Source organism: Neisseria subflava, from assembly GCF_003044645.1.
GTDB classification, from domain to species: domain Bacteria; phylum Pseudomonadota; class Gammaproteobacteria; order Burkholderiales; family Neisseriaceae; genus Neisseria; species Neisseria subflava_B.
Genome location: NZ_POXL01000001.1, coordinates 54,024 through 78,389, shown reverse-complemented (window position 1 = coordinate 78,389; position 24,366 = coordinate 54,024). Strand labels below are relative to the sequence as shown.

15 protein-coding genes and 1 pseudogene are annotated in these 24,366 nt (G+C 46.8%); 4 read left to right on the top strand and 12 right to left on the bottom strand.

Features of this window, described 5'->3' with window-relative positions; genetic code table 11:
• Positions 1 to 229: 229 nt before the first annotated feature.
• The 6 genes from DBY97_RS00335 to yhbY form a co-directional block, all read right to left on the bottom strand.
• Positions 230 to 568: a P-II family nitrogen regulator gene (locus DBY97_RS00335; protein ID WP_003683576.1), complete on the bottom strand. Its 339-nt coding sequence runs from the start codon at positions 566 to 568 to the stop codon at positions 230 to 232.
• Between the two features lie 89 nt (positions 569 to 657).
• On the bottom strand, positions 658 to 2,442 hold the full coding sequence (gene lpdA / locus DBY97_RS00330; RefSeq protein WP_107857082.1) for a dihydrolipoyl dehydrogenase: 1,785 nt from the start codon (positions 2,440 to 2,442) through the stop codon (positions 658 to 660).
• 77 nt (positions 2,443 to 2,519) lie between these two features.
• Positions 2,520 to 4,130 (bottom strand): dihydrolipoyllysine-residue acetyltransferase, encoded by a 1,611-nt coding sequence (aceF, locus tag DBY97_RS00325; RefSeq protein WP_107857081.1) that lies wholly within the window; start codon positions 4,128 to 4,130, stop codon positions 2,520 to 2,522.
• Positions 4,131 to 4,274: 144 nt separating this feature from the next.
• Positions 4,275 to 6,938, bottom strand: coding sequence for a pyruvate dehydrogenase (acetyl-transferring), homodimeric type (gene aceE, locus DBY97_RS00320; protein ID WP_107857080.1), 2,664 nt, complete (start codon positions 6,936 to 6,938; stop codon positions 4,275 to 4,277).
• 617 nt (positions 6,939 to 7,555) lie between these two features.
• On the bottom strand, positions 7,556 to 8,983 hold the full coding sequence (locus DBY97_RS00315) for a tetratricopeptide repeat protein (protein WP_107857079.1): 1,428 nt from the start codon (positions 8,981 to 8,983) through the stop codon (positions 7,556 to 7,558).
• A 224-nt stretch (positions 8,984 to 9,207) separates the two neighbouring features.
• Positions 9,208 to 9,495, bottom strand: coding sequence for a ribosome assembly RNA-binding protein YhbY (yhbY, locus tag DBY97_RS00310; RefSeq protein WP_049333825.1), 288 nt, complete (start codon positions 9,493 to 9,495; stop codon positions 9,208 to 9,210).
• A 111-nt stretch (positions 9,496 to 9,606) separates the two neighbouring features.
• On the opposite strand from yhbY, the gene DBY97_RS00305 reads away from it, so the two are divergent.
• Together DBY97_RS00305 and ftsH are read left to right on the top strand one after the other, a co-directional pair.
• Complete coding sequence (locus DBY97_RS00305; protein ID WP_107857078.1) at positions 9,607 to 10,227, top strand: RlmE family RNA methyltransferase; 621 nt, start codon at positions 9,607 to 9,609, stop codon at positions 10,225 to 10,227.
• Between the two features lie 70 nt (positions 10,228 to 10,297).
• Positions 10,298 to 12,259, top strand: coding sequence for an ATP-dependent zinc metalloprotease FtsH (ftsH, locus tag DBY97_RS00300; protein WP_107857077.1), 1,962 nt, complete (start codon positions 10,298 to 10,300; stop codon positions 12,257 to 12,259).
• Positions 12,260 to 12,369: 110 nt separating this feature from the next.
• Here ftsH and tpx read toward each other — a convergent pair whose 3' ends face one another.
• The 3 genes from tpx to trpS form a co-directional block, all read right to left on the bottom strand.
• Positions 12,370 to 12,864 (bottom strand): thiol peroxidase, encoded by a 495-nt coding sequence (gene tpx / locus DBY97_RS00295; RefSeq protein ID WP_107857076.1) that lies wholly within the window; start codon positions 12,862 to 12,864, stop codon positions 12,370 to 12,372.
• Between the two features lie 43 nt (positions 12,865 to 12,907).
• A complete protein-coding gene (locus DBY97_RS00290) occupies positions 12,908 to 13,447 on the bottom strand; it encodes a hypothetical protein (RefSeq protein ID WP_107857075.1) in 540 nt (179 codons plus the stop codon).
• 83 nt (positions 13,448 to 13,530) lie between these two features.
• On the bottom strand, positions 13,531 to 14,541 hold the full coding sequence (trpS, locus tag DBY97_RS00285; protein WP_107857074.1) for a tryptophan--tRNA ligase: 1,011 nt from the start codon (positions 14,539 to 14,541) through the stop codon (positions 13,531 to 13,533).
• Positions 14,542 to 14,799: 258 nt separating this feature from the next.
• Between trpS and clpB the strand changes: the two genes are divergently transcribed.
• Both clpB and DBY97_RS00275 read left to right on the top strand, forming a co-directional pair.
• Positions 14,800 to 17,373 (top strand): ATP-dependent chaperone ClpB, encoded by a 2,574-nt coding sequence (gene clpB, locus DBY97_RS00280; RefSeq protein WP_107857073.1) that lies wholly within the window; start codon positions 14,800 to 14,802, stop codon positions 17,371 to 17,373.
• Positions 17,374 to 17,602: 229 nt separating this feature from the next.
• Positions 17,603 to 19,588 carry a site-specific recombinase gene (locus tag DBY97_RS00275; RefSeq protein WP_107857072.1) on the top strand — a complete coding sequence of 662 codons (1,986 nt, stop codon included), beginning with the start codon at positions 17,603 to 17,605 and terminating at the stop codon, positions 19,586 to 19,588.
• Between the two features lie 64 nt (positions 19,589 to 19,652).
• Here DBY97_RS00275 and clpP read toward each other — a convergent pair whose 3' ends face one another.
• The 3 genes and pseudogenes from clpP to DBY97_RS00260 all read right to left on the bottom strand — a co-directional run.
• Complete coding sequence (gene clpP, locus DBY97_RS00270) at positions 19,653 to 20,273, bottom strand: ATP-dependent Clp endopeptidase proteolytic subunit ClpP (RefSeq protein WP_049333839.1); 621 nt, start codon at positions 20,271 to 20,273, stop codon at positions 19,653 to 19,655.
• Positions 20,274 to 20,362: 89 nt separating this feature from the next.
• A complete protein-coding gene (tig, locus tag DBY97_RS00265; RefSeq protein ID WP_107857071.1) occupies positions 20,363 to 21,673 on the bottom strand; it encodes a trigger factor in 1,311 nt (436 codons plus the stop codon).
• Between the two features lie 192 nt (positions 21,674 to 21,865).
• Positions 21,866 to 24,205: pseudogene (locus DBY97_RS00260) on the bottom strand (DNA translocase FtsK); the annotation flags it as partial.
• Positions 24,206 to 24,366 lie beyond the last annotated feature (161 nt).

The following is a 24,366-nucleotide window of genomic DNA, read 5'->3' as shown; positions in this document are numbered from 1 at the left end:
AAGAGTTATTTGATACGGTAAAGTCGTTCATGAAGGTCAAGGGAAGCATTGTCTTGAATTCCTCCATACTTGATGGCGTGAGTTTTTCGGTAACCGGTTTATTTGGATAGACTTTAGAAAATGGATGGTTGTTGTTATTAAAATAATGCCGTCTGAGAAATAAGTCTTGATTAAAACAAGTCATGACTTTTTTCAGACGGCATTTGTATTCTGTATTTTGCGATTTCTATTAAAGCGCTGCTTCTGAGCGTTCTCCGGTACGGATACGGATAGCCTCTTCAACTGGATAAATAAAGATTTTACCGTCACCGATTTTGCCGGAATGTGCGGTTTCTAAAATGGCATCAACAGCCTGATCGACTTTATCGTCAGCCAATACCAATTCGATTTTCACTTTAGGCAGGAAATCAACCGCGTATTCTGCGCCACGATAAATTTCCGTGTGGCCTTTTTGGCGGCCGAAACCTTTGACTTCGCTGACAGTCATGCCGGTAATGCCGATTTCAGTTAGGATTTCGCGTACATCGTCGAGTTTGAAAGGTTTGATAATAGCTTCGATTTTTTTCATATTGAGTCTCCTTATTTGTGAAAAGGCCGTCTGAAACATTCAGACGGCCTTTGTTCCATCAAGTTTGTTCAAATTTTATTTGAGTGAACTTATTTCTTTTTCTGAGCAGGCAGGTCGGTACATACGCCCAATGCCACTTCCGCAGCCATACCGATGGATTCGCCCAGGGTTGGGTGTGGGTGGATGGTTTTACCGATATCGGCTGCATCACAGCCCATTTCAATCGCCAAGCAGACTTCGCCGATCATATCGCCGCCGTTAGGACCAACGATACCGCCACCGATGATGCGGCCGGTTTCAGCATCAAAAATCAGCTTAGTGAAACCATTGTCGCAACCGTTGGCAATCGCACGGCCGGAAGCAGCCCATGGGAAGTTGGCTTTAGTGATTTTGCGGCCGGAAGCTTTGGCAGACAACTCGGTTTCGCCAACCCATGCCACTTCAGGAGAAGTGTAGGCAACGCCTGGGATAACGCGTGCGTCGAAGTAGGCTTTGTGGCCGGCACAGTTTTCAGCGGCAACGTGACCTTCGTGAACGGCTTTGTGTGCCAACATTGGTTGACCGACGATATCGCCGATAGCGTAGATGTGCGGCACGTTGGTACGCATTTGTTTGTCTACTTCGATAAAGCCGCGATCGGTAACGGTAACACCAGCTTTTTCAGCGCTGATGAGTTTACCGTTAGGCGCACGACCGGCAGCCACCAGTACGGCATCGTAACGTTGTGGTTCTTTAGGTGCATTTGCACCTTCGAAGGTAACGTAAACGCCGTCTTCTTTAGGCTCGACAGCAACGGTTTTGGTGTTGATCATGATGTTGTCAAAACGGTATTCGTTTTGTTTTTGCCATACTTTAACCAAGTCGCGATCTGCACCTTGCATCAGGCCGTCCATCATTTCAACCACATCCAGGCGAGAACCCAGAGTGCTGTAAACCGTACCCATTTCGAGACCAATAATACCGCCGCCGATGATCAATAGTTTGCCCGGTACTTCTTTCAAAGCCAAAGCGCCGCTGGAATCGATGATGCGTGGATCTTCAGGGATGAAAGGCAGTTTGGTTACGCGGCTACCTGCTGCAATGATACAGTTTTTGAAGGCAACGATTTTTTTCTCGCCGGTAGGCGTAGCTTGTTCGTACACTTCGCTGGTCGTCAGAGAAACTTCCAAGTGGTGCGGATCCAAGAATTGGCCGTCACCTTGGATAATGTCTACTTTACGGCCTTTAGCCATGCCTGCCAAACCGGTAGTCAAGCGGGAAACTACGCCGTCTTTGTAGCCGCGCAGCATATCGATATCGAGTTCAGGCTCAGGGTATTTGATACCGTTGGCAGCCAAGTGACGTACTTCATCGATAACGGCCGCATTGTGCAACAGAGCTTTTGAAGGGATACAGCCGACGTTCAAGCAAACGCCGCCCAAAGTTTTGTAACGCTCGACGATGGCAACTTTCAAGCCTTCGTCAGCAGCGGCAAATGCAGCAGAATAACCGCCAGGGCCGCCACCCAATACAACTACGTCGTATTCGGCATCGGCAGAACCGCCAAATTGAGCAGCTTGAGGAGCAGGAGCGGCTGCTTTAGGGGCTTCTTGTGCAGGAGCAGCTGGTGCTTCGGCTTTAGGAGCAGCAGCTGCACCTTCTGCTTCAACGACAACAATCAAACCGCCTTCAGAGATTTTGTCGCCCACTTTAACTTTAACTTCTTTAACGACACCTGCAACTTCGGCAGGTACGTCCATAGTGGCTTTATCGGTTTCCAAAGTAATCAGGGTATCGTCCACAGCAATGGTGTCGCCTACATTTACTTCAACCGCAATAATATCTACGTTTTCGTGACCGCCAATGTCGGGCACTTTTAATTCAACTAAGCTCATGTCTAATCTTTCTGAATGATGTTCGGACTTCTTTTTTCAGACGGCCTGAGTAAAAAGGCCGTCTGAAAATGCTCGGATTATAGAGTAATGCGGCGGAAGTCTTTCAACAGGTTAGCCAGGAATACGGTAAAGCGCATACCGGCGGCACCGTCGATGACTCGGTGGTCGAAGGACAGGCTCAATGGGCACATCAGGCGAGGAGCGAATTCTTTGCCGTTCCAAACCGGTTTGATTTGGGATTTGCACACGCCCAAGATAGCAACTTCAGGAGCATTCACGATTGGCGTGAAGCCTGTACCGCCGATACCGCCCAAGCTGGAAATGGTAAAGCATGCGCCTTGCATTTCTTGTGGTTTGAGCTTGCCTTCACGGGCTTTTTTAGACAATTCGGTCAGCTCTTGGCTGATTTGTTTCAAGCCTTTTTGATCCACATCTTTGATGACTGGAACAACCAAGCCGTTTGGCGTGTCGGCTGCAAAACCGATGTTGAAGTAGTTTTTCAGCACCAGGTTGTCGCCATCCAGAGAGGCGTTGAATTCAGGGAAGGCTTTCAGCGCAGCAACAGAGGCTTTGATGATGAACGCCAATGGGGACAGTTTCACACCTTCGCGTTCCCATTCTTTGTTCAGTTGTTTGCGGAATTCTTCCAATTCGGTCATGTCCGCTTCTTCGTGTACGGTAACGTGAGGAATCACAACCCAGTTGCGAGACAGGTTTTGACCGGAGATTTTCTTAATACGAGACAGTTCTTTAACTTCGACGCTGCCGAATTTAGAGAAGTCAACTTTAGGCCATGGCAACAAGTCCAGACCACCGCCCAAAGAGGCAGCGGCAGGTTTGCCTGCACCGCTTTGCATAACGGATTTAACGAAGGCTTTAACGTCTTCGCCCATGATACGGCCTTTCAGACCGGTACCTTTAACTTGACCCAAATCTACGCCCAATTCACGCGCCAGTTTGCGCGCGGAAGGACCTGCATGGGCTTTGGCAAATGCAGCTTCGTCGATTTTGGCAGCTGCAGGTGCAGAAGGTGCAGGCGCAGCGGCTGGTGCGGGAGCAGCAGTAGGAGCAGCGGCTGGTGCAGGTGTGGCAGCTTGAGCGGCAGGAGCAGGGGCTGCTGCGGCAGAGCCGGCAGTTTCTACTTCGATAATGGCAGAGCCTTCGGATACTTTGTCGCCAACTTTCAGGAATACGGCTTTAACTACACCGGCTTCGGTACATGGTACGTCCATGGTGGCTTTGTCGGTTTCCAAAGTAATCAGGGTGTCGTCAACGGCAACAGTGTCGCCGACTTTAACTTCAACGGCAATAACGTCTACGTCAGAGTGGCCGCCGATATCAGGTACAACAACTTGTACGGTAGCGCCACCGGCAGGAGCGGCTGCAGGCGCGGCAGCTGGAGCAGCAGGAGCTTCTGCTGCAGGAGCCGGAGCGGCATCAGCAGCGGCAGCACCGGTTTCAACGGTCAGAATCACGCCGCCTTCAGAGATTTTATCGCCCACTTTAACTTTAACTTCTTTCACGACGCCGGCTGCATCAGCAGGTACATCCATAGTGGCTTTATCGGTTTCCAACGTAATCAGGGTGTCGTCAACGGCGATGGTGTCGCCCGCTTTGACTTCTACGGCGATGATGTCGACGTTTTCATGACCGCCGATATCAGGGACTTTGATTTCTACGATACTCATTTGAGTTCCTTTAACATTTTCAGTTTGATGTCGTCTGAAAACTGTTTCTTACGACATCGGTACAGTTTGTTCAAACCATTCAAGTATTCGGTTTTCAGACGGCCTGATGTCTGAATGAAGCAAACAGGCCGTCTGAAACATCAATTAGCGTTTCCAGCTAGGAGCTGAATCGGCTTTGATACCATATTTTTCAATGGCTTGTTGAACGGTTTCTTTGCTGACTTTGCCTTGCTCGGCCAATGCGCTCAATGCAGCAACGGCAACGTTGTAGCGGTCAACTTCGAAGAAGCTGCGCAGGTTGGCGCGGCTGTCGGAGCGACCGAAGCCGTCAGTACCCAAGACGTGGTAGTCGTTAGGGATGTAGGCGCGGATACGGTCGGCATAGCTGCGGATGTAGTCGGTAGCGGCAATAACCGGACCGTCATGACCTTGCAGTTGAGAAGTAACAAACGGTACTTTTGCAGTTTCCAATGGGTTCAGACGATTGAAGCGTTCCACTTCGATGGCATCGCGGTGCAGCTGGTTGAATGATGGGCAAGACCAGATGTCTGCTTCTACACCGAAGTCGGCTTTCAACAATTCGGCACCGGCAATTACTTCTTGCAGGATGGTACCGGAACCCATCAATTGGACTTTTTTATCGCCTTTGCCGCCGGCTTTCAGCAAGTACATACCTTTCAGGATGTCTTGTTCTACGCCTTCAGGCATGTCCGGATGAGTGTAGTTTTCATTCATCAGGGTGATGTAGTAGAACACGTCTTCGTGGTTAACATACATGCGGCGCAAGCCATCGTGTACGATAACGGCTACTTCATATTGGAATGTCGGATCGTAAGTTACACAGTTTGGAATCAAGTCTGCTTGAATGTGGCTGTGGCCGTCTTCGTGTTGCAAACCTTCGCCATTCAGTGTTGTACGGCCGGCTGTACCACCCAGCAGGAAACCTCGTGCATGCATATCGCCTGCTGCCCATGCCAAGTCGCCAACTCGTTGGAAACCGAACATAGAGTAGTAGATGTAGAAAGGAATCATGGCAAAGTCGTTGTTTGCGTAGCTGGTCGCAGCAGCAATCCAGTCAGCCATAGCACCTGGTTCGTTAATACCTTCTTGCAAGATTTGACCGTCAACAGATTCTTTATAGAACATCAGTTGGTCTTTATCTTGAGGGGTGTATTGTTGTCCTTTAGGGTTCCAAATACCGTATTGACGGAACATACCTTCCATACCGAACGTACGGCTTTCATCTGGAACGATAGGCACCACGCGTTTGCCGATTTTTTTGTCTTTCAGCAAAGTAGACAGGATGCGGACGAAAGCCATGGTGGTTGAGAATTCACGGTCACCGCTGGATTTCAGTTGAGTCTCAAATGCTGACAACTCAGGCACTTCCAGAACTTCTTGGGTAGGTTTACGTTGAGGCAGGTAGCCACCCAAAGCTTCACGGCGTGCATGCAGGTATTTGTATTCTTCGCTGTCGGGAGCAAAAGTCAGGTAAGGCAGGTCGCCGCTGTCGATTTGCTCATCGGTAACAGGAATATCAAAGCGGTCACGGAATTGTTTCAGAGACGCTTTGTCCATTTTTTTAGCTTGGTGGGCAACGTTTTGACCTTCGCCGGATGCGCCCATGCCGTAACCTTTAATGGTTTTAGCCAAAATGACAGTAGGTTTGCCATCAGCATGGTTCACTGCGCGGTCGTAAGCGTTGTACACTTTTTGAGGATCATGGCCGCCGCGGTTCAATGCCCAAATTTCATCATCGGTCATATCGGCAACCAATGCTTTCAGTTCAGGAGTATTGAAGAAGTGTTCGCGAACGTATGCACCGTCTTTGGATTTGTAAGTTTGGTAGTCACCGTCCAAGCACTCTTCCATACGTTTGCGCAGGATGCCATCTTTGTCTTTTGCCAAGAGGCGGTCCCAACGACGACCCCAGATGACTTTCACAACATTCCAGCCAGCCCCGGCAAAGTTGCCTTCCAGCTCTTGAATGATTTTGCCGTTACCGCGTACTGGACCGTCCAAACGTTGCAGGTTACAGTTGATGACGAATACCAAGTTGTCCAAGCCTTCGCGTGAAGCCAGAGCAATAGCACCTTGGCTTTCAGGTTCGTCCATTTCGCCGTCGCCACAGAATACCCATACTTTACGGCCTTTGGTTTTAGCCAGGCCGCGAGATTCCAAGTATTTCAGGAAGCGTGCTTGGTAAATCGCCATCAATGGGCCAAGACCCATAGATACGGTTGGGAATTGCCAGAAGTCAGGCAACAGGTGAGGGTGAGGGTAAGAAGGCAGACCATGACCGGCAACTTCTTGACGGAAGTTGTTCAATTGGTCTTCAGTCAGACGGCCTTCAACGAAAGCGCGTGCGTAGATGCCAGGGGCAACGTGGCCTTGGAAGAATACCAAATCGCCTTCTTCGCCTTCGCCTTTGGCTTTCCAGAAGTGGTTGAAGCCGACTTCGTACATAGTGGCGGCTGATTGGAAAGATGCAATGTGCCCACCCAATTCCAAATCTTTTTTACCCGCGCGCAATACGATAGCCGCGGCATTCCAACGTACGAAAGCACGAATACGGTGCTCGATGTTTTGGTCGCCGGGAATGCCTTTTTCGTTTTCAACGGAAACAGTGTTCAAATATGGAGTAGTGGTGCCATGAGGCATGCGGATGCCTTTGTCACGGCTGTATTTGACCAAACTTTCCAGCAGGTATTGGGCGCGTTCGCTGCCTTCATATTCTAAAACAGAGCTTAACGCGTCTAACCATTCTTTGGTTTCAATTGGGTCAACATCGTGTAATTGGGTGGACATAATATCTATCCTTGTGTTGAGTGTTTTTCAATGACGGAGTAGTACCCCGATATTTTCGTTTGTGAACAAATACGGCTTATAAACGAAAATTCCAAGAGTCAAATTCGAAAAAATTTTAATTATTTAAATATTTTCAATACGTTATATGAAGCAATGAAAATTCTGAAAAATTAAAATTTTTTGCAAACTGGCTAATCTGCAAATGCTATCAGTAATTGGGCAAACTGGCAAATCGCGCTGTTGATATTAATAGGAGGGTAGAGGTTGAATTGATGATTTTTAAAAGTGCCCTTATGATGGTTTTAAAATTAGAATATTAAACAGACACGGTAAAAGTCTCTGTTGTTTGGATGAAAAAATTCGAATATGAAAATTAATTTTCAAAATATGTCTAAAATCGAAAATTAAATTTAAACTTCGAGTTTGAAAAAGAAAATTCAGACCGTGTTATTTTTTACAAGCGAATGGGCCGTCTGAAGATTTTGGAAGAGGTTAAGAAAGAGTGAAATTTTAAGAGTACGATGATTGAGGAAGGGAAAATTAAAAAATGACATGCACAGGCTAGTTGAATAGCTGGGCATGTCATTTGTTAGTAGTCTGAGAATTTCAGACGGCCTTTAAACTGCAGAGGATTTTTGAGGAAATTGCTTCCATTGAGCTAAAAGCTTTTTGAGAACGTCTTGCTGCTCATGTCCATGTTGGATGGCTTCTTGCAGCCAAAAACATGCATTATTGATGTCTTTCTCTACACCCAGGCCGTGGTAATACAGACAGGCAAGATTATATTGAGCCATTGTATCCCTTTGTTTGGCTGCCGCCTCAAACCATTTTGCCGCTTGGGCATAATCGACAGGTACGCCTTGTCCGCTGTAATACATCATGCCAAGATTGGTTTGTGATTTACTGTGCCCTCGTTCTGCAGACTGAAGGTATAGCTCCAGTGCTTCAGCATAATTTTGTTGGCGTTTTAAGCCATAGTGCGCTGCAAATGCTAGCTTGTACAGGCGTTCAGCTTCCTGACGTTGGAGGGCGATTTCTTTCGTCAGCTCATAGTTTTGCTGGTTATTCAATGCGCTGTCAGACAGAAGTTTTTGGTAAGCGACAAGATTACCTAAATCAGCCGAGCGTTGATAATATTGACGCGCGGTGTCTGCATCAACTGCTCGTCCCAATCCGTAGCGATGGATATCGCCTAAAAGACGCAATCCTTCCGGGTCATTTTGATCTGCAGCCAATTTAGCATGCTGATAGGCCTTTTGAGGGTCTCGTTCGGTGTTTTTACCCAGAAGATAGATTTCGGCAAGTGCTACATGCGCATTGCTGTCACCTTGTTCGGCAGCTTTTTCAAACCATTCCAATGCTTCAGCAGGATTTGATACAGCTAAGAGTTCTGCAAGAGAAGTTTGCGCTGGAACAATGTCGTAATCGGCGGCAATACGCAAATGTTCGATTGCTTTTTCAGGGTTTTGTGCAACACCTTGCCCCAATTTGTATTGAAGGCCGAGTTGCCAGTGTGCCGCAATAAATCCCTGTGCAGCGGATTGCTGATAAAGTTTATGGGAATATTCCAAATCAGGAGAGCTGGAATATTGGTAATGCTGGGCTAAGAAGTATTGTGCCTGAGGATTTTGTTGTTCGGCAGCTTTCAGTGCCCATTTGACTGCTTCTTGGTCATTGCCATTGTCTGCATATAAACGCATCAGGCGCAGTTGGGCAGGAGCCAATCCTTCTTCGGCAAGCTCTTGATAGGCGTCAACTAAGTCTTCTATTGCAATCCCTCTGCTTTCTTCTATTTGCAGAAGGTTGTAACGAGCATATGGGTGACCGGCTTGAGCGGCCTGTTTGAGATATGAGACAGCAATTGCTAAATCTTGCGCATTTTCGTGATGTTCGATTAGGCATCCTGCCAGCTGAAATGCAGCCTCAATATGTCCGGCTTCTGCAGCTTCGCAGAGCAATGGGATGGCTCGTGCAAAGTCAGGTGGATCTTGAGTGATTAATTTTTCTGCCAGCAGAAAAGATTCTTCATATTGTTGAGCATTCATCGGTTTGCTTTTATATTTTGTGAAGGATTAAGAATAAAATAATCGGCCGACAGGGTGCGGCCGTTATGATTTTGTAATTTTGGGGTTATTTACAAAAACAGGCAACCGTATTTGTATTTTTATACTTAGAATAATGGAATAATTTGTTTTATGCTGCATAAATACAACAGAGGCATATGATAAAGTGGGTTGAGAAAATACTTCTGCTGTTTATTCACTTTAAATTATTTATCGTCCGGTTTTTTACGCCACAAAACAAGTAATTTGCCAATATGTTGCACCAGTTGAGCACCCAGTGTTTCACATAGTGCATCACAAATTTCAATACGTTCAGCACGATCATCGCCAAAAACACGGACTTTAATCAATTCGTGCGCTGTCAATGCGGCATCGGTTTCTTTGATGACCGAGTCGGTCAAGCCTTGTTGGCCAACCATAACGACAGGGTGGAGGTGGTGTGCTTGGGCTTTCAAGGCCAAAATTTCTTTGGTGCTTAGTTTGTTGTCGCTCATATTAATAAGTATCCAATTAAAAAGAATAATGGCTATATTGTACGCGATTTAGAACATTTACGGGGGAAATAACGTACAATGCTAATTTTAACTTAAGCATTTCAAATCAAGATGGCTGTACGCTCAAAATCTTCAAAAGCATGGCTGCATGAGCATGTCAACGATCATTATGTCCATATGGCACAAAAGGATGGATATCGTGCCCGAGCGGCTTATAAATTATTAGAAATCAATCAGAAAGATAAATTGATTAAGCCGGGTACGGTCTTAGCAGATTTGGGTAGTGCGCCGGGTAGTTGGTCGCAGGTGGCGGCCAAGCTGGTCGGTAAAACAGGGGCGGTGTTTGCTTTGGATATTTTACCGATGGATGCGATTGATGGTGTGTCGTTTATTCAGGGTGATTTTAGGGAAGATACTGTTTTGGAGCAGTTTGAAGCTTTGTTGAATAATCGCCCGTTAGACCTTGTAATCTGTGATATGGCACCCAATATGTCAGGCAATGCCGTAACAGACCAGGCACGCAGTTTTTATTTGTGTGAACTGGCTTTAGATTTTGCCTCCCAACATTTGAAAACCGGAGGCAGTTTTTTAGTGAAGGTGTTTCAAGGTGCGGGTTATCAGGAGTATACGGCGGCTATGCGCGAAATTTTTGCCAGTGTACAAACTCGAAAGCCGGATGCTTCCCGCAATCGTTCCAGTGAGATTTACCTATTAGGTAAAAATAAACGCTGACAATGTAGGGTGGGTGCTTTAAAATTCTTTCCCTTGATTTTATTTATTTTGTAACCATGGAGCCTGTTCAGTGGGGAATACCATTAAAAACATATTAGTCTGGGTAGTGGGTGGTGCTATGCTTTTAGCAGCATTCAATGCGCTCAGCGATAAGCAGGAAGATAAACAGCAAATCGAATATTCTCAATTTATTCAGCAAGTTAATAGTGGCGAAGTATCCAATGTCAATATTGAAGGATCTGTTGTCAGCGGCTATCTGATTAAAGGTGAGCGCACCGATAAAACTGCCTTCTATACCAATGCGCCTTTGGATGACAACTTAGTTAAAACACTGTTGGACAACAAAGTACGCGTCAAAGTGACTCCGGAAGAAAAACCAAGCATGCTGGCCAGTCTGTTTTACAGCCTGCTGCCTGTTTTGTTGTTGATCGGTGCATGGTTCTACTTCATGCGCATGCAAAGCGGCGGTGGCGGTAAAGGCGGCGCATTCTCTTTTGGTAAGAGCCGTGCACGTTTGTTGGACAAAGATTCCAATAAAGTTACTTTTGCCGATGTTGCAGGTTGTGATGAGGCAAAAGAAGAAGTACAAGAAATTGTGGATTACCTGAAATCGCCTAACCGCTATCAAAGCCTGGGTGGTCGTGTACCGCGCGGTATTTTGTTGGCCGGTAGCCCTGGTACGGGTAAAACATTGCTGGCTAAAGCGATTGCTGGTGAGGCCGGTGTGCCATTCTTCAGTATTTCAGGTTCTGACTTCGTAGAAATGTTTGTCGGTGTCGGTGCGAGCCGTGTCCGCGATATGTTCGAGCAGGCTAAGAAAAACGCGCCATGTATCATCTTTATCGATGAAATTGATGCTGTCGGCCGTCAGCGCGGTGCCGGTTTGGGCGGTGGCAATGATGAGCGTGAGCAAACATTGAACCAATTGTTGGTTGAAATGGATGGTTTTGAAAGTAATCAAACCGTTATTGTGATTGCAGCAACCAACCGTCCTGATGTACTTGACCCTGCGTTGCAGCGTCCGGGCCGTTTTGACCGTCAAGTCGTTGTTCCGTTGCCTGATATTCGTGGCCGTGAGCAAATCTTGAAAGTTCACGCTAAAAAAGTGCCTTTGGATGCATCTGTAGATTTGACTTCTTTGGCTCGTGGTACACCTGGTTTTTCAGGTGCGGATTTGGCAAACTTGGTCAATGAAGCTGCTTTGTTTGCCGGTCGTCGCAATAAAGTTAAAGTCGATCAAAGCGACTTTGAAGATGCTAAAGACAAAATCTACATGGGGCCGGAACGTCGCAGTATGGTAATGCATGAAGATGAAAAACGTGCGACAGCCTATCATGAGGCAGGCCATGCAATCGTAGCGGAAAGCCTGCCGTTTACTGATCCGGTTCACAAGGTAACCATTATGCCTCGCGGCCGTGCGTTAGGTTTGACTTGGCAACTGCCTGAGCGTGACCGCATCAGCATGTACAAAGACCAAATGTTGAGCCAGATCTCAATTTTGTTCGGTGGCCGTATTGCTGAAGATATTTTTGTCGGTCGTATTTCTACCGGCGCATCTAATGACTTTGAGCGTGCAACTCAAATGGCACGCGAGATGGTAACGCGTTATGGTATGAGCGACAAAATGGGGGTGATGGTTTATGCTGAGAACGAAGGTGAAGTGTTCTTGGGTCGCAGCGTAACCCGTTCTCAAAATATTTCCGAGAAAACCCAACAAGATATCGATGCGGAAATCCGCCGTATTTTGGATGAGCAATACCAAGTGGCCTACAAAATCTTGGATGAAAATCGCGATAAGATGGAAACCATGTGCAAAGCACTGATGGATTGGGAAACCATCGATCGAGACCAAGTTTTGGAAATTATGGCCGGTAAACAGCCTAGTCCACCTAAAGATTACAGCCACAATGTCCGTGATGACAAAGTAGAAGAGTCTGAAGCGCCTGTTGCTGAAGCTACTGAACCTGTTGAGCAAAATGAGGTTCAGAATACTGAGTCAGTAGAGGCAGACAAAACAGATAAATCTGTATAAGGTTTGAAACAGAAAACGGTAGCTTTTAAGCTACCGTTTTTATTTTGAAGATAAGCTAAAGGTCTCAGGCCGTCTGAAAATTTTCAGACGGCCTGATTTTATTTGGTTAATTACAAAACAGCCAAAGCAGCTTCGTAGTCAGGCTCGTTCGCAATTTCAGATACCAGCTCAGCGTGGAGAACTTGGTTTTGCTCATTCAAAACCACCACTGCACGGGCAGTTAGGCCGCGTAATGGGCTTTCTGTCAGTGTAACACCGTAATCGTTAGAAAAGCTGCTGCGGAATGTAGAAAGTGTCACTACATTTTCCAAGCCTTCTGCGCCGCAGAAACGGGCTTGTGCAAACGGTAAATCGGCAGAAATGCACAAGACGACGGTATTGTCCAAAGACGAGGCACGTTTGTTGAAAGTGCGGACGGATTGGGCGCATACGCCAGTGTCAATGCTGGGGAAAATATTCAGCACTTTGCGTTTGCCTGCAAAGTCAACCAATGATTTCTCAGATAGGTCCGCCGCTACCAATGTGAAATCAGGTGCAACTTGGCCGATGGCAGGCAAATTGCCGTTTGTAGAAATAGGTGAGCCTTGGAAAGTAACTTGGGCCATGATTCAGTCCTTGTGTCAGGGGGAAAATAGGATGGTCAGGAGTTTAGTAATGACGGCGACGGAAATAGAACATGCCTTCGCTGTCAATTTCTAAAATATAGCGGCCGTTTTGTACGGCGGCATAGCCGCTTTTTCCTTCGGTATAAGGCTGCAAAGCAGCGTGTGAAATCAGATAGTCGGTCAATTTACTGCTATCTTGGGCAATATTGTCCACCATTTTTGCAAAGGCAGTGTGGCAAACTCCGTTGGATGACCAGCCGGCTGAAACGCCTTTTTCATTTTTCTCCATGCATTGGCCGCTGATGACTTCTAAGTCAGTAGGGTGCTTACCAATCAGATTGATAACACCGCCCTCTATACCATTAATCGGATAGGTGCGTTGTTTTTTACCTTCTTTAGTTTCGCCTTCTTGAGCTGTACCTAAATCCAAACCGGCTATGGCTTGTTCATCGATATATTTAACTTTGAAGGTAGGCTTGGGGGCTTTGCCTGAAGCAGCATCATTGGCTGCAGTATCTTCAGATTTACCGCCGCAGGCAGCCAATGAAAGGCTGAGTAAGATAAGGGGGAAGGTTTTTTTCATATGAGAAACCCTAGAAAACGATTATATTTCAAATGATAAACGATGTTATGGCCGTCTGAAATATTCAGACGGCCTTACTATTATTATTTCAACGGACGAATACCTACTGCATTGCGTATTTTATCCAACAATTCGCGTGCTTCTTTACGCGCTTTTTGTGCGCCGGCCTGCAAAATGTCTTCAATTTGAGAGGGTTTGGCTGTCAATTCATTGTAACGCTCGCGCGGTTCTGCGAGCTCGGCATTGATCTTTGCGCCCAAGAGTTTTTTGGCTTCACCCCAAGCAAGGCCTTCGGCCAGCATTTGTGTGAATTCGGCAGTTTCAGACGGCGTGGAGAAGGCTTTGTAGATTTCAAACAGAGGACTTTCATCAGGCTGTTTCGGCTCTCCGGGCTCTTTCATGTTGGTGATGATTTTGTTGACCGATTTTTGGGTTTTCTTGTCGTTTTCCCAAAGCGGAATGGTATTGCCGTAGGACTTGGACATTTTGCGTCCGTCCAAGCCGACCAAGAGTTCGACGTTTTCGTCGATTTTTACTTCTGGCAGGGTGAAGAGCTCTTGGAAGCGGTGGTTGAAGCGACCGGCAATATCACGTGCCATTTCAACGTGTTGGATTTGGTCGCGACCGACTGGAACTTCATGGGCATTGAACATCAGGATGTCGGCAGTCATGAGGATAGGGTAGCTGTACAGACCCATTTCCACACCATGATCCGGATCTTCCTGACCGTTTTCGGTATTTGCCTGCACTGCGGCTTTATAAGCGTGGGCGCGGTTCATCAGGCCTTTTGCAGTGATACAGGTCAGAATCCAGTTCAACTCCATCACTTCGGGAATGTCGCTTTGACGGTAGAAAGTGGTCTGTTCCGGATTGAGTCCGCAGGCGAGCCATGTGGCGGCAACAGCTTGAGTAGATTGATGAATCATTTCCGGCTCATGACATTTGATGATGCCGTGATAGTCGGCCAAAAAGAGGAATGATTCAGTATTGGAATCTTGCGCTGCGCGGATAGCCGGGCGGATGGCACCGACATAGTTGCCCAAGTGTGGAATACCTGTTGTGGTAACGCCTGTTAAAACTCGTTTTTTGCTCATGAAAGTATCCTTCGGCACAAAGGCCGTCTGAAAATAAATATGGTGCCGATTATACCTGATTATTCTTGATTTTTCAGACGGCCTTTTGAGTAAAGAATAGATGGATAATAAAAGTTATGCACATAAAATTATAAAAATAAAACGTTATAAAACAATAATATAGTAAAAATTGTTGATTAATGGGGTAAATGGCTCTTGAGTTATCCACATTTGCGCTTATATAGGTTCTAACAGAATATATTTGAAGAGGAACTTAGAATGAGATTTGATAAATTGACTGCCAAATTTCAGCAAGCTCTGCAAGAAGGTCAAAGTCTGGCTTTGGCTGCGGACAGCAGCTACCTTGAGGCAGGCTTTATCTTAAAAGCGTTGCTTGACGATCAAAACAGTGGTGCTGCTGCGTTACTGGCTCATGCAGGTGTGAATGTGCCTCAAGTAAAACAACGTTTGCAGCAACATTTGAGCAGCTTGCCAAAAGTATCCGGTCAAGGTGGCGATATTATGCCTAGCCGTGAGCTGCAAGCTGTATTGAACTTGATGGACAAGGCTGCGACCAAACGTGGCGATGCCTATATCGCCAGCGAACTTTTCCTGCTGGCTTTGGTTCAGCAAAATGATGCGACCGGCAAAATCCTGAAAGAAGCCGGTGCGACCGAACAAAACATCAATGCCGCGATCGATGCGGTACGAGGAGGACAAAACGTGAGCGATGCGAATGCCGAAGACCAACGCGATGCTTTGAAAAAATACACACTCGACCTGACTCAACGCGCCCGAGACGGCAAGCTCGACCCTGTTATCGGTCGTGATGATGAAATCCGTCGTGCAATTCAGGTATTGCAACGCCGTACCAAAAACAACCCTGTGCTGATTGGTGAGCCGGGTGTGGGTAAAACCGCTATTGTTGAAGGCTTGGCGCAACGTATTGTTAACGGCGAAGTACCTGAATCCCTGCGTAACAAACGCCTTTTGGTTCTGGACTTGGCGGCTTTGATTGCTGGCGCGAAATACCGCGGCGAATTTGAAGAACGCTTGAAAGGTGTGTTGAACGACTTGGCTAAAGACGATGGCAACACTTTGATTTTCATTGACGAAATCCATACTTTGGTTGGCGCGGGTAAAACCGACGGCGCGATGGACGCAGGTAATATGTTGAAACCGGCCTTGGCACGCGGCGAATTGCACTGTATCGGTGCGACTACTTTGGACGAATACCGTCAGTATATCGAAAAAGACGCGGCACTCGAACGCCGCTTCCAAAAAGTATTGGTTGGTGAGCCAAGTGTAGAAGATACCATCGCTATTTTGCGCGGTTTGCAAGAGCGTTATGAAATCCACCACGGTATCGATATTACCGACCCTGCTATTGTTGCCGCAGCGGAGTTGAGCGACCGTTATATTACCGACCGCTTCCTGCCTGATAAAGCGATTGATTTGATCGACGAAGCAGCCAGCCGCATCAAAATGGAGCTGGACAGTAAACCTGAGCAAATGGATAAACTTGACCGTCGCATTATCCAGCTCAAGATGGAAAAAATGCACGTTGCCAAAGAAACCGATGATGCCAGCAAGAAACGTCTGGAATTGATAGACGAAGAAATCGCCGGGCTGCAAAAAGAATACGCCGATTTGGACGAAATCTGGAAAGCAGAAAAAGCCGTCTCTTCCAGCACCGCCGACATCAAAAAACAGATGGACGACATCAAAGTCAAAATCGAGCAGGCCAAACGTCAAGGCAATTTTGCCCGTGCGTCCGAACTCGAATACGGTGAGTTACCAAAATTGGGCGCACAGTTGCAAGCTGCGGAAAGTAACCTCGACGGCAAAAAACAAAACAAACTTTTCCGTACTGAAGTCGGTGCGGATGAAGTGGCCGAAATTGTTTCCCGTATGACCGGCATCCCTGTGTCCAAAATGATGGAAGGCGAACGCGACAAGCTGTTGAAAATGGAAGAAGTATTACACCGCCGTGTGGTTGGCCAAGATGAAGCCGTGCGTGCTGTATCCGACGCCATCCGCCGCAGCCGTTCCGGCCTTGCCGATCCAAACAAACCTTACGGCAGCTTCCTGTTCCTAGGCCCGACCGGTGTGGGTAAAACCGAGTTGTGCAAAGCTTTGGCAGGTTTCCTGTTTGACAGCGAAGATCATCTGATTCGTATCGACATGTCCGAATACATGGAAAAACATGCTGTTGCCCGCTTAATCGGTGCGCCTCCTGGCTATGTCGGCTACGAAGAAGGCGGCTACTTGACTGAGCAAGTCCGCCGCAAACCATACAGTGTGATTCTTTTGGATGAAGTGGAAAAGGCCCATCCGGACGTATTCAACATCTTGCTGCAAGTATTGGATGACGGCCGCTTGACCGACGGACAAGGCCGTACCGTAGACTTTAAAAATACTGTTATCGTCATGACTTCCAACATCGGTAGCCAACATATCCAACAAATGGGTACTCAAGACTATGAAGCAGTAAAAGAAGTTGTGATGGAGGATGTGAAAGAACATTTCCGTCCTGAAATGATCAACCGTATTGACGAAGTAGTCGTGTTCCATGGTTTGGATCAGGCCAATATCCGCAGTATTGCGAAAATCCAGCTTAAAGGTTTGGAAAAACGTTTGGAAGTACAACATCTGTATCTGAAAATCGATGATGCTGCCTTGGATCTGATTGCCAAAGCCGGTTTCGACCCTGTGTATGGTGCCCGTCCACTCAAACGCGCTATTCAGTCTGAAATCGAAAATACGCTGGCAAAAGCATTACTTGAAGGAAAATATGCACCTGATAGCACAATCTATGTTAAAGAAGAGGGTGGTAAGCTCTTGTTTGCATAAGGTTAAAACAATGTAGTATGTTGTTGTAAAAGGCCGTCTGAAAGAATTCAGACGGCCTTTCTTAGTTATTGATTCACATTATATATTTGTTATGTAATTTGATTATTCATTGAATTTTAGAGAATATTAATTGAAAATCTTGTGCCGTGGATTGATAAAGAATGCGATATAATCCGACCTGTTTGCTGAAGTTCTTGCTAAATATCTCATCTTATGTAATAATACTACAATGCAAAAACTGACTAATCAAAATCTTCACATTATTTTGTCGGAGCGCTTAAATGATACCGACTTTGTTCTTATTCTCAATGCATTAATCAAATTTTTGCGCCGAGGAGGCAAAAAACAGGCTTCCGAACGTTTTGATTTGATTTTATCTACTTTAAAACAAGACGATGCTCTATGTCGTCAATTCAGCCTGCGCTTCTATGCCTGGCTGTCCAAAGTTCACATCTATCCTGCGCTGATTAAGCTGGGTATTTTCTCGCGCCATAGTTTTACTCGGGAGATGGGCATACGGATTTATGAACGTTTCAGCCCGTCTTATAAAGATTTTTCCAATCTGCGCGAAGTATTTTTATATCTTTTTCATTCGAAAAACGATGATAAATGGTTGCAAACCCTGAGTTTGCGCCAATGGTTGAGCATGTATGAATTGTTGCAGAGCAAAGCTGATCCTGCTTTGCTTCAGACGGCCAGCCGACAGTTGGCAGATGCCCGTTTGCGAGCGGTGGAAATGCTGTCTATTTGGATTGCTTCCGAAGCGATTGAGCCGGATTTAATACGGATTGCTCCCCGTTTGTTGGAAGCGGATTCGGCATTTGTCGCTTTGCAACGTGAAATTGCAAAATTGGTAGAACACTATCGCCATAGCGAAGAAACTTACGACACGGCGCATTTGGAGGTTATGTTTGACCAGTGTGAAAATCAAATTGACTATTTGCGCCGTCGTGGTACCGGAGCAGGGTCTGGTTCGTCAGTAAAAGTTGCCCACTTGCTCGAACGCTTGCAACAAACCATAGATCGCCTGAAATTATTGACCAATATTCAAATCGAAACCAGCCGCACCCGCTTAACCGTCAATCTGATGAATGCGATGATTTATGCGGCGGTGGAGCAATACAGCACCAGCCACTTGCGTAAAAGCAGCATCCGAATGCTGGCACGCAGTATTACGGAAAATAAAAGCCATCATGGCGAGCATTACATTACGCGCAACCGTAGCGAATATTTCAAAATGTTTTATTCCGCAGCGGGCGGCGGCGTAATTATTGCTTTGATGGCATTGAATAAAATCCATATTGCGTCTTTGGGGTTCGGCGAATTTACTACTTCATTCTTGGCCGGGCTCAATTATGGTTTGGGCTTTATGCTGATTCATATGCTGCATTGCACTGTTGCAACCAAGCAGCCTGCCATGACGGCAGCGAGCTTTGCCGAACAGGTGGACTCGAATGAAGGCAGCAAAGCGGTGGACAATAAATTGGCTAAACTGCTGATTGACGTGTGCCGTTCGCAAAGTGTCGCCGTGTTTGGCAATGTATCGATTGCGGTATTGTTGGCGGCAGGGATTGCTTTTGGCTATGCCCATACGCATGATCAGCCCTTGCTGAATGAGGCAGTTACGGCCTATCAGTTCAAATCCATTGAGATTTTTACCCAACCGACCTTATGGTATGCCGCTATTGCCGGCGTATGGTTGTTTTGTTCGGGTATTATTGCCGGCTTTTTTGACAACCGTTCCGATTATCTGAACCTGCGTCAGCGCCTGCCATTTAATCCGTTGTTACGAAAAATCATGCGTCCGGAGCCGCGCCGTCGGTTGGCTGCTTATATTCATAAGCATTATGGTTCGCTTATGGGTAATTTTATTTTCGGTATGCTTTTAGGCATGACAGGCTATTTTGGCCATCTTTTCGGTTTGCCGCTGGATATTCGTCATGTGGCGTTTTCTTCGGCAAACTTAGGTTATGCCGCGATCAGTGGCCATGCAGATGTATTCACGTTTATACTCGGCTTGGCAAGCGTATTGGCAATCGGTATGGTAAATTTAGTGGTCAGCTTTTCTTTGGCTTTGGCTGTTGCGCTCCGTTCCCGCGGTACGCGTTTGGGCAGTATACGCAATCTGCTGAAAAGCTTTTGGAACCAAGTAAAAGCCAACCCTTTGATTTTGCTGTATCCGGTTCAAGTGAATAATAAAGACAATACGAAGTAGGATTGAAAAAAGGTCGTCTGAATATATACTTTTCAGACGGCCTTTTGATTTAAACCAATAAAGATTAGGCTTGTAGAGATTCGCGGTTTTCCAAAACTTGGTCAATCAAACCATATTCTTTAGCTTCATCGGCAGACATATAATTGTCGCGGTCGGTATCGCGTTCCAAGTCGGCTAAATCGCGATCACAATGTTTGGCAAGCAAGCGGTTCAGTTTCTCTTTGATTTTCAGCAGCTCTTTAGCGTGAATTTCAATATCGGAAGCCTGACCGGCCAAGCCGCCGCTGATGAGCGGTTGGTGAATCATGATGCGGCTGTTTGGCAGGGCAAAGCGTTTGCCTTTTTCGCCTGCGGACAAAAGGAATGCGCCCATACTTGCCGCTTGGCCCAAGCATAAAGTAGAAACATGAGGCTTGATGAAGTTCATGGTGTCGTAAATCGACATACCGGCAGTAACCGAACCGCCCGGAGAGTTGATATAGAAGAAGATATCTTTATCTGGGTTTTCGCTTTCCAAGAACAGTAATTGCGCAACAACCAGATTGGCAGATTCGTCTGTCACCGGGCCGATCAAGAAAACGATGCGCTCTTTCAAAAGGCGTGAGTAGATGTCGAATGCGCGCTCGCCGCGACCGCTTTGTTCGATAACGGTAGGGACAAGGTAATTATTGAAATCGAAGGACATTTTTGTCTCCTGTTAATGATGGAAAAGCACCAAAGCATTTAAAGCGCTTCGGTGCTTTTGATTGTCTGTTTCAGACGGCCTTGGAGCAATTAAGCTTGTGCGCCCATTACTTCGTCAAAAGACAGCGCTTTTTCAGTTACTTTGGCTTTGCTCAGAACGAAATCAACAACGTTGCTTTCTACTGCCAAAGAAGTCGGACCTTGCAGGCGGGAAGGCTCTGCGTAGTACCAGTCGATAACTTCTTGAGGATCTTCGTAGCTTTCAGCGAAGTTGGCAACAACGGCTTTGATTTGGTCTTCAGTTGGCTCAAGTTTGTTTTCTTCAACCAATTTAGCCAAAATCAGACCCAAAGCAACGCGGCGTTCTGCTTGTTCTTTGAACATATCCAAAGGCAGATCCAAGTTGGCAGCGTCAGCCATACCTTGATTAACGAAGTTTTGTTTCATTTCGTTTGCCAAGCGGGCGGCTTCTTCGTTGACCAAAGCAACAGGAACTTGCAAATCGGCTGCTTTGAGCAGGGCATTCATTACAGATTCTTTGGTTTGTTCACCGATGCGGCGCTCAACTTCGCGGCCAACGTTTTTCTTCACTTCTTCGCGCATTTTGGCAACGTCGCCGTCTTCAATACCCAAAGCTTTAGCAAAGTCAGCATCAACTTCAGGCAAAGTAGCTTCAGAAACGTTGTTCAGAGTGATGGTGAATACGGCAGATTTACCGGCAACATCTTTACCGTGGTAGTCTTCAGGGAAGTTTACGGTAACATCTTTGCTTTCACCGGCTTTCATGCCGACAACACCGGCCTCGAATTCAGGCAGCATTTGACCTGCACCCAATACGAAAGCGTAGTTTTTAGATGCGCCGCCAGCGAAAGGCTCGCCGTCGATTTTGCCTTCAAAGTCAATGATGACGCGATCGCCGTTTTGGGCTTCGCGGTCAACATGGTTGAAGCGGGTGCGTTGTTTACGCAGGATTTCTACAGTTTGGTCAACTTCGGCATCGCCAACAGTCGCAGTAACTTTTTCTACTTCTTGGGCAGACAGGTCGCCAATAGTTACTTCAGGGAAAACTTCAAAAATAGCGGCAACTTTGAAAGACTCTTGATCGTCTTGTTCTTCAACGCCTTCAAAGCGCGGGTAACCGGCAACTTTCAATTCTTGAGCAACGGCAACTTCGTAGAATTCGCGTTGTACCAATTCGTTGATAACATCGTTTTGTGCGCTTGCGCCGTACATTTGGGCAATCATTTTGAACGGTGCTTTACCCGGACGGAAGCCGTCAATTTTTGCGCGGCGTTGGGTTTGTTTCAGTTTTTTCTCAGTTTCTGCGTTGATTTTGGACCAAGGCAGAGACAATACTACTTTGCGTTCCAGATTTTCTAAAGTTTCAACAGTTACGCTCATCGTAAGCCCTTAAATTTGTTGTGTTTAAACGGTTATCCTTCTGCTCAGTATTCCGAAGAATTTCGGAAGCGTGCATAAGGTCAAAATTTAGCTGCTTAGTATAACACAATGTTTCACGAATAACATAAAAAGGCCGTCTGAAAAGTAGGAAATTCTTTTCAGACGGCCTTTGCGTTTCGATATTGTTGTTTTTTACAGCTGGTCTTTTTGAGCTAGAATCCGTCGGCTGCCGTTGATGTCTGCCGGAGAAAGAACACCGGCATTTTCAAGCGCATCTACCAAATTGGCGGCACGGTTGTAGCCGATGCGCAATTGGCGTTGGAGGGCGGAAATGGAAGTCTTGCGGCTCTCCAATACGAAGGCAACGGCTTGATCGAATAACTCATCGCTGTTTGCGTTCGGATTGACAATATTGGTGGTTTCGATGGCTGCTTCGCCACTGAGCAGACCTTCCACATAATTGGTCGGAGCCTGTTCTTTGACGAAATTGACGACCTGATGCACTTCATCATCGGAAACAAACGCACCTTGCAGGCGTGTCGGTTCTGCGCTACCCGGTTGCAGGAATAACGAGTCACCGTATTTGAGCAATTCGTCCGCACCCATTTGGTCAAGAATGGTGCGGCTGTCGATTTTGCTTTGTACGGTAAAGGCCATGCGTGTCGGAATGTTGGCTTTAATCAGGCCGGTAACCACGTCGACACTCGGACGCTGGGTGGCGACAATCATGTGAATGCCTGCAGCACGTGCTTTTTGGGCAAGGCGTGCGATTTGCTGCTCAACGGATTTGCGTTCGGTCATCATCAAGTCAGCCAACTCATCGATAACGACCACAATCAACGGCAGTTTTTCCAGAGGCTCAGGATCGTCAGGATTTAAGCTGAACGGATTGAGTAATGGTTTGCCTGCTGCTTTGGCTTGTTCGACTTTTTGGTTGAAACCGTCCAAATTACGCACGCCGGCATGGGAAAGCAGGCGATAACGTTTTTCCATTTCGGCAACACACCAGTTCAACGCTTGCCCAGCCTCGCGCATATCGGTCACAACCGGGCAGAGCAGGTGCGGAATGCCGTCGTAAATGCTCAATTCCAGCATTTTCGGGTCAATCATAATGAAACGGACTTCGTCAGGCGTGGCTTTGAAGAGCATGGACATAATCATGCCGTTCACACCGACGGATTTACCAGAGCCGGTCATACCTGCGACTAAAAGATGCGGCATTTTTGCCAAGTCGCCGACAACGGGCGTACCTGCAATATCTTTACCCAAAGCAACGGTCAGTTTGGACTTGGCGTCGGTAAACACGGGAGAAGAGAGGATTTCGCTCAACATGACGTCTTGGCGCTTCTCATTGGGCAATTCAATGCCCATGGTGTTTTTACCGGCAATGGTTTCTACGATGCGTACCGCTTGCAGAGACATCGAGCGCGCCAAATCTTTGGACAGGGCGACAATTTGGCTGCCTTTGACACCTTGTGCCGGTTCGATTTCGTAGCGGGTAATCACAGGGCCTGAAGTAGCGGAAACAACCTGTACGCCGATTCCAAATTCAGCCAGCTTGGCTTCGATTAATTCTGCGGTTTGTTGCAATTCATCCGGATTGACGGCAACCGGTTCTTCAGACGGCATACGCAACAGATTCATGTTGGGCTTGTGGTATTCGCCGTTGTTTTTAGGTTCAGTATCGTCAAACAGGGAAGTTTGGATTTTAGGGGGCGGCGCAACGGATACGGCAACAGTTTTACGGTTGCTGCTGCTGCCTGCCAACGGAGCAACCGGAGTAGCGGTAATGGTTTTGGCTTCTTTAACCATGCGGCGCGTATTTTGGGTTTCCAAAGCTTCGGTGCAGACATCTTCTTTTTTATTTTGGAACTGAGACAGTTTTTTCATCAAATTGCCAAACAGGCCGCCCATATGGTTGCCGGATTTGGCCATGACTTCCAACCATGACACCTGAGCCAGCAGGGAAATGGACAACAGCAACATCACCAGCATAATCAACAGGCTGCCCGACTTACCCAACAGCCAAGCCAAGCCTGAGCCGGCCAATAAGCCGACCAAGCCGCCGGCACCGACGGGAAGAGATTCGCTCAATGCGTTGTCAAACAGAAAATGTTCGATAATCGGGCTGCACACCAGCAGGAGGAATAATGCCAAAGCGGCTATACCGTGATTGTAAGGCTTGTGGTTTTCCTGCTTTTTCATGGGGCGGAAATTTTTGTAGAGGAAAACGCAAGAGGCAGCTATCCACCACCAAAACGATAGGCCGAATAAATAATATCCGACATCGGAAAGATAGGAGCCAAAGAGGCCGCCGAGGTTGGCAACATCATTGCTTTTGGGAACGCTGCGCGACCATGCAGGGTCGTCCATGCTGAAGCTGGCCAGGGAAATGGCCAGATAAATGGTGATAACCAAGCCAAACAGCCATAAAGCATCATTAATCAAGTTGACGACATGCTCGGGACGCGCTTTTTTTTCTTCGTTTTTTTGCAGCTCTTTGGCGGCTTTCAGGCGTTGGGAGACTTTATTGTCGGCTTGAGTTTGTGCTTTGGTGGATTTGCGTGTGGTCGGTTTGGCTGCCGGTTTGGTAGAGACGCGTTTTTTTGTTTGGGTTTTAGAAGATTTTGCAGTCATGAGATAAAGGCCGTCTGAAAAGACCGGAGGTAATGTGCGTAAAGGGCAAATTATAC

Coding starts and splice junctions, on each gene's coding strand:
- tpx (WP_107857076.1), bottom strand. CDS start 12,864: ATGGCCCAAGTTACTTTCCAAGGCTCACCTATTTCTACAAACGGCAAT.
- clpB (WP_107857073.1), top strand. CDS start 14,800: ATGAGATTTGATAAATTGACTGCCAAATTTCAGCAAGCTCTGCAAGAA.
- trpS (WP_107857074.1), bottom strand. CDS start 14,541: ATGAGCAAAAAACGAGTTTTAACAGGCGTTACCACAACAGGTATTCCA.
- lpdA (WP_107857082.1), bottom strand. CDS start 2,442: ATGAGCTTAGTTGAATTAAAAGTGCCCGACATTGGCGGTCACGAAAAC.
- DBY97_RS00315 (WP_107857079.1), bottom strand. CDS start 8,983: ATGAATGCTCAACAATATGAAGAATCTTTTCTGCTGGCAGAAAAATTA.
- yhbY (WP_049333825.1), bottom strand. CDS start 9,495: ATGAGCGACAACAAACTAAGCACCAAAGAAATTTTGGCCTTGAAAGCC.
- aceE (WP_107857080.1), bottom strand. CDS start 6,938: ATGTCCACCCAATTACACGATGTTGACCCAATTGAAACCAAAGAATGG.
- clpP (WP_049333839.1), bottom strand. CDS start 20,273: ATGTCCTTCGATTTCAATAATTACCTTGTCCCTACCGTTATCGAACAA.
- DBY97_RS00335 (WP_003683576.1), bottom strand. CDS start 568: ATGAAAAAAATCGAAGCTATTATCAAACCTTTCAAACTCGACGATGTA.
- DBY97_RS00290 (WP_107857075.1), bottom strand. CDS start 13,447: ATGAAAAAAACCTTCCCCCTTATCTTACTCAGCCTTTCATTGGCTGCC.
- DBY97_RS00305 (WP_107857078.1), top strand. CDS start 9,607: ATGGCTGTACGCTCAAAATCTTCAAAAGCATGGCTGCATGAGCATGTC.
- aceF (WP_107857081.1), bottom strand. CDS start 4,130: ATGAGTATCGTAGAAATCAAAGTCCCTGATATCGGCGGTCATGAAAAC.
- DBY97_RS00275 (WP_107857072.1), top strand. CDS start 17,603: ATGCAAAAACTGACTAATCAAAATCTTCACATTATTTTGTCGGAGCGC.
- tig (WP_107857071.1), bottom strand. CDS start 21,673: ATGAGCGTAACTGTTGAAACTTTAGAAAATCTGGAACGCAAAGTAGTA.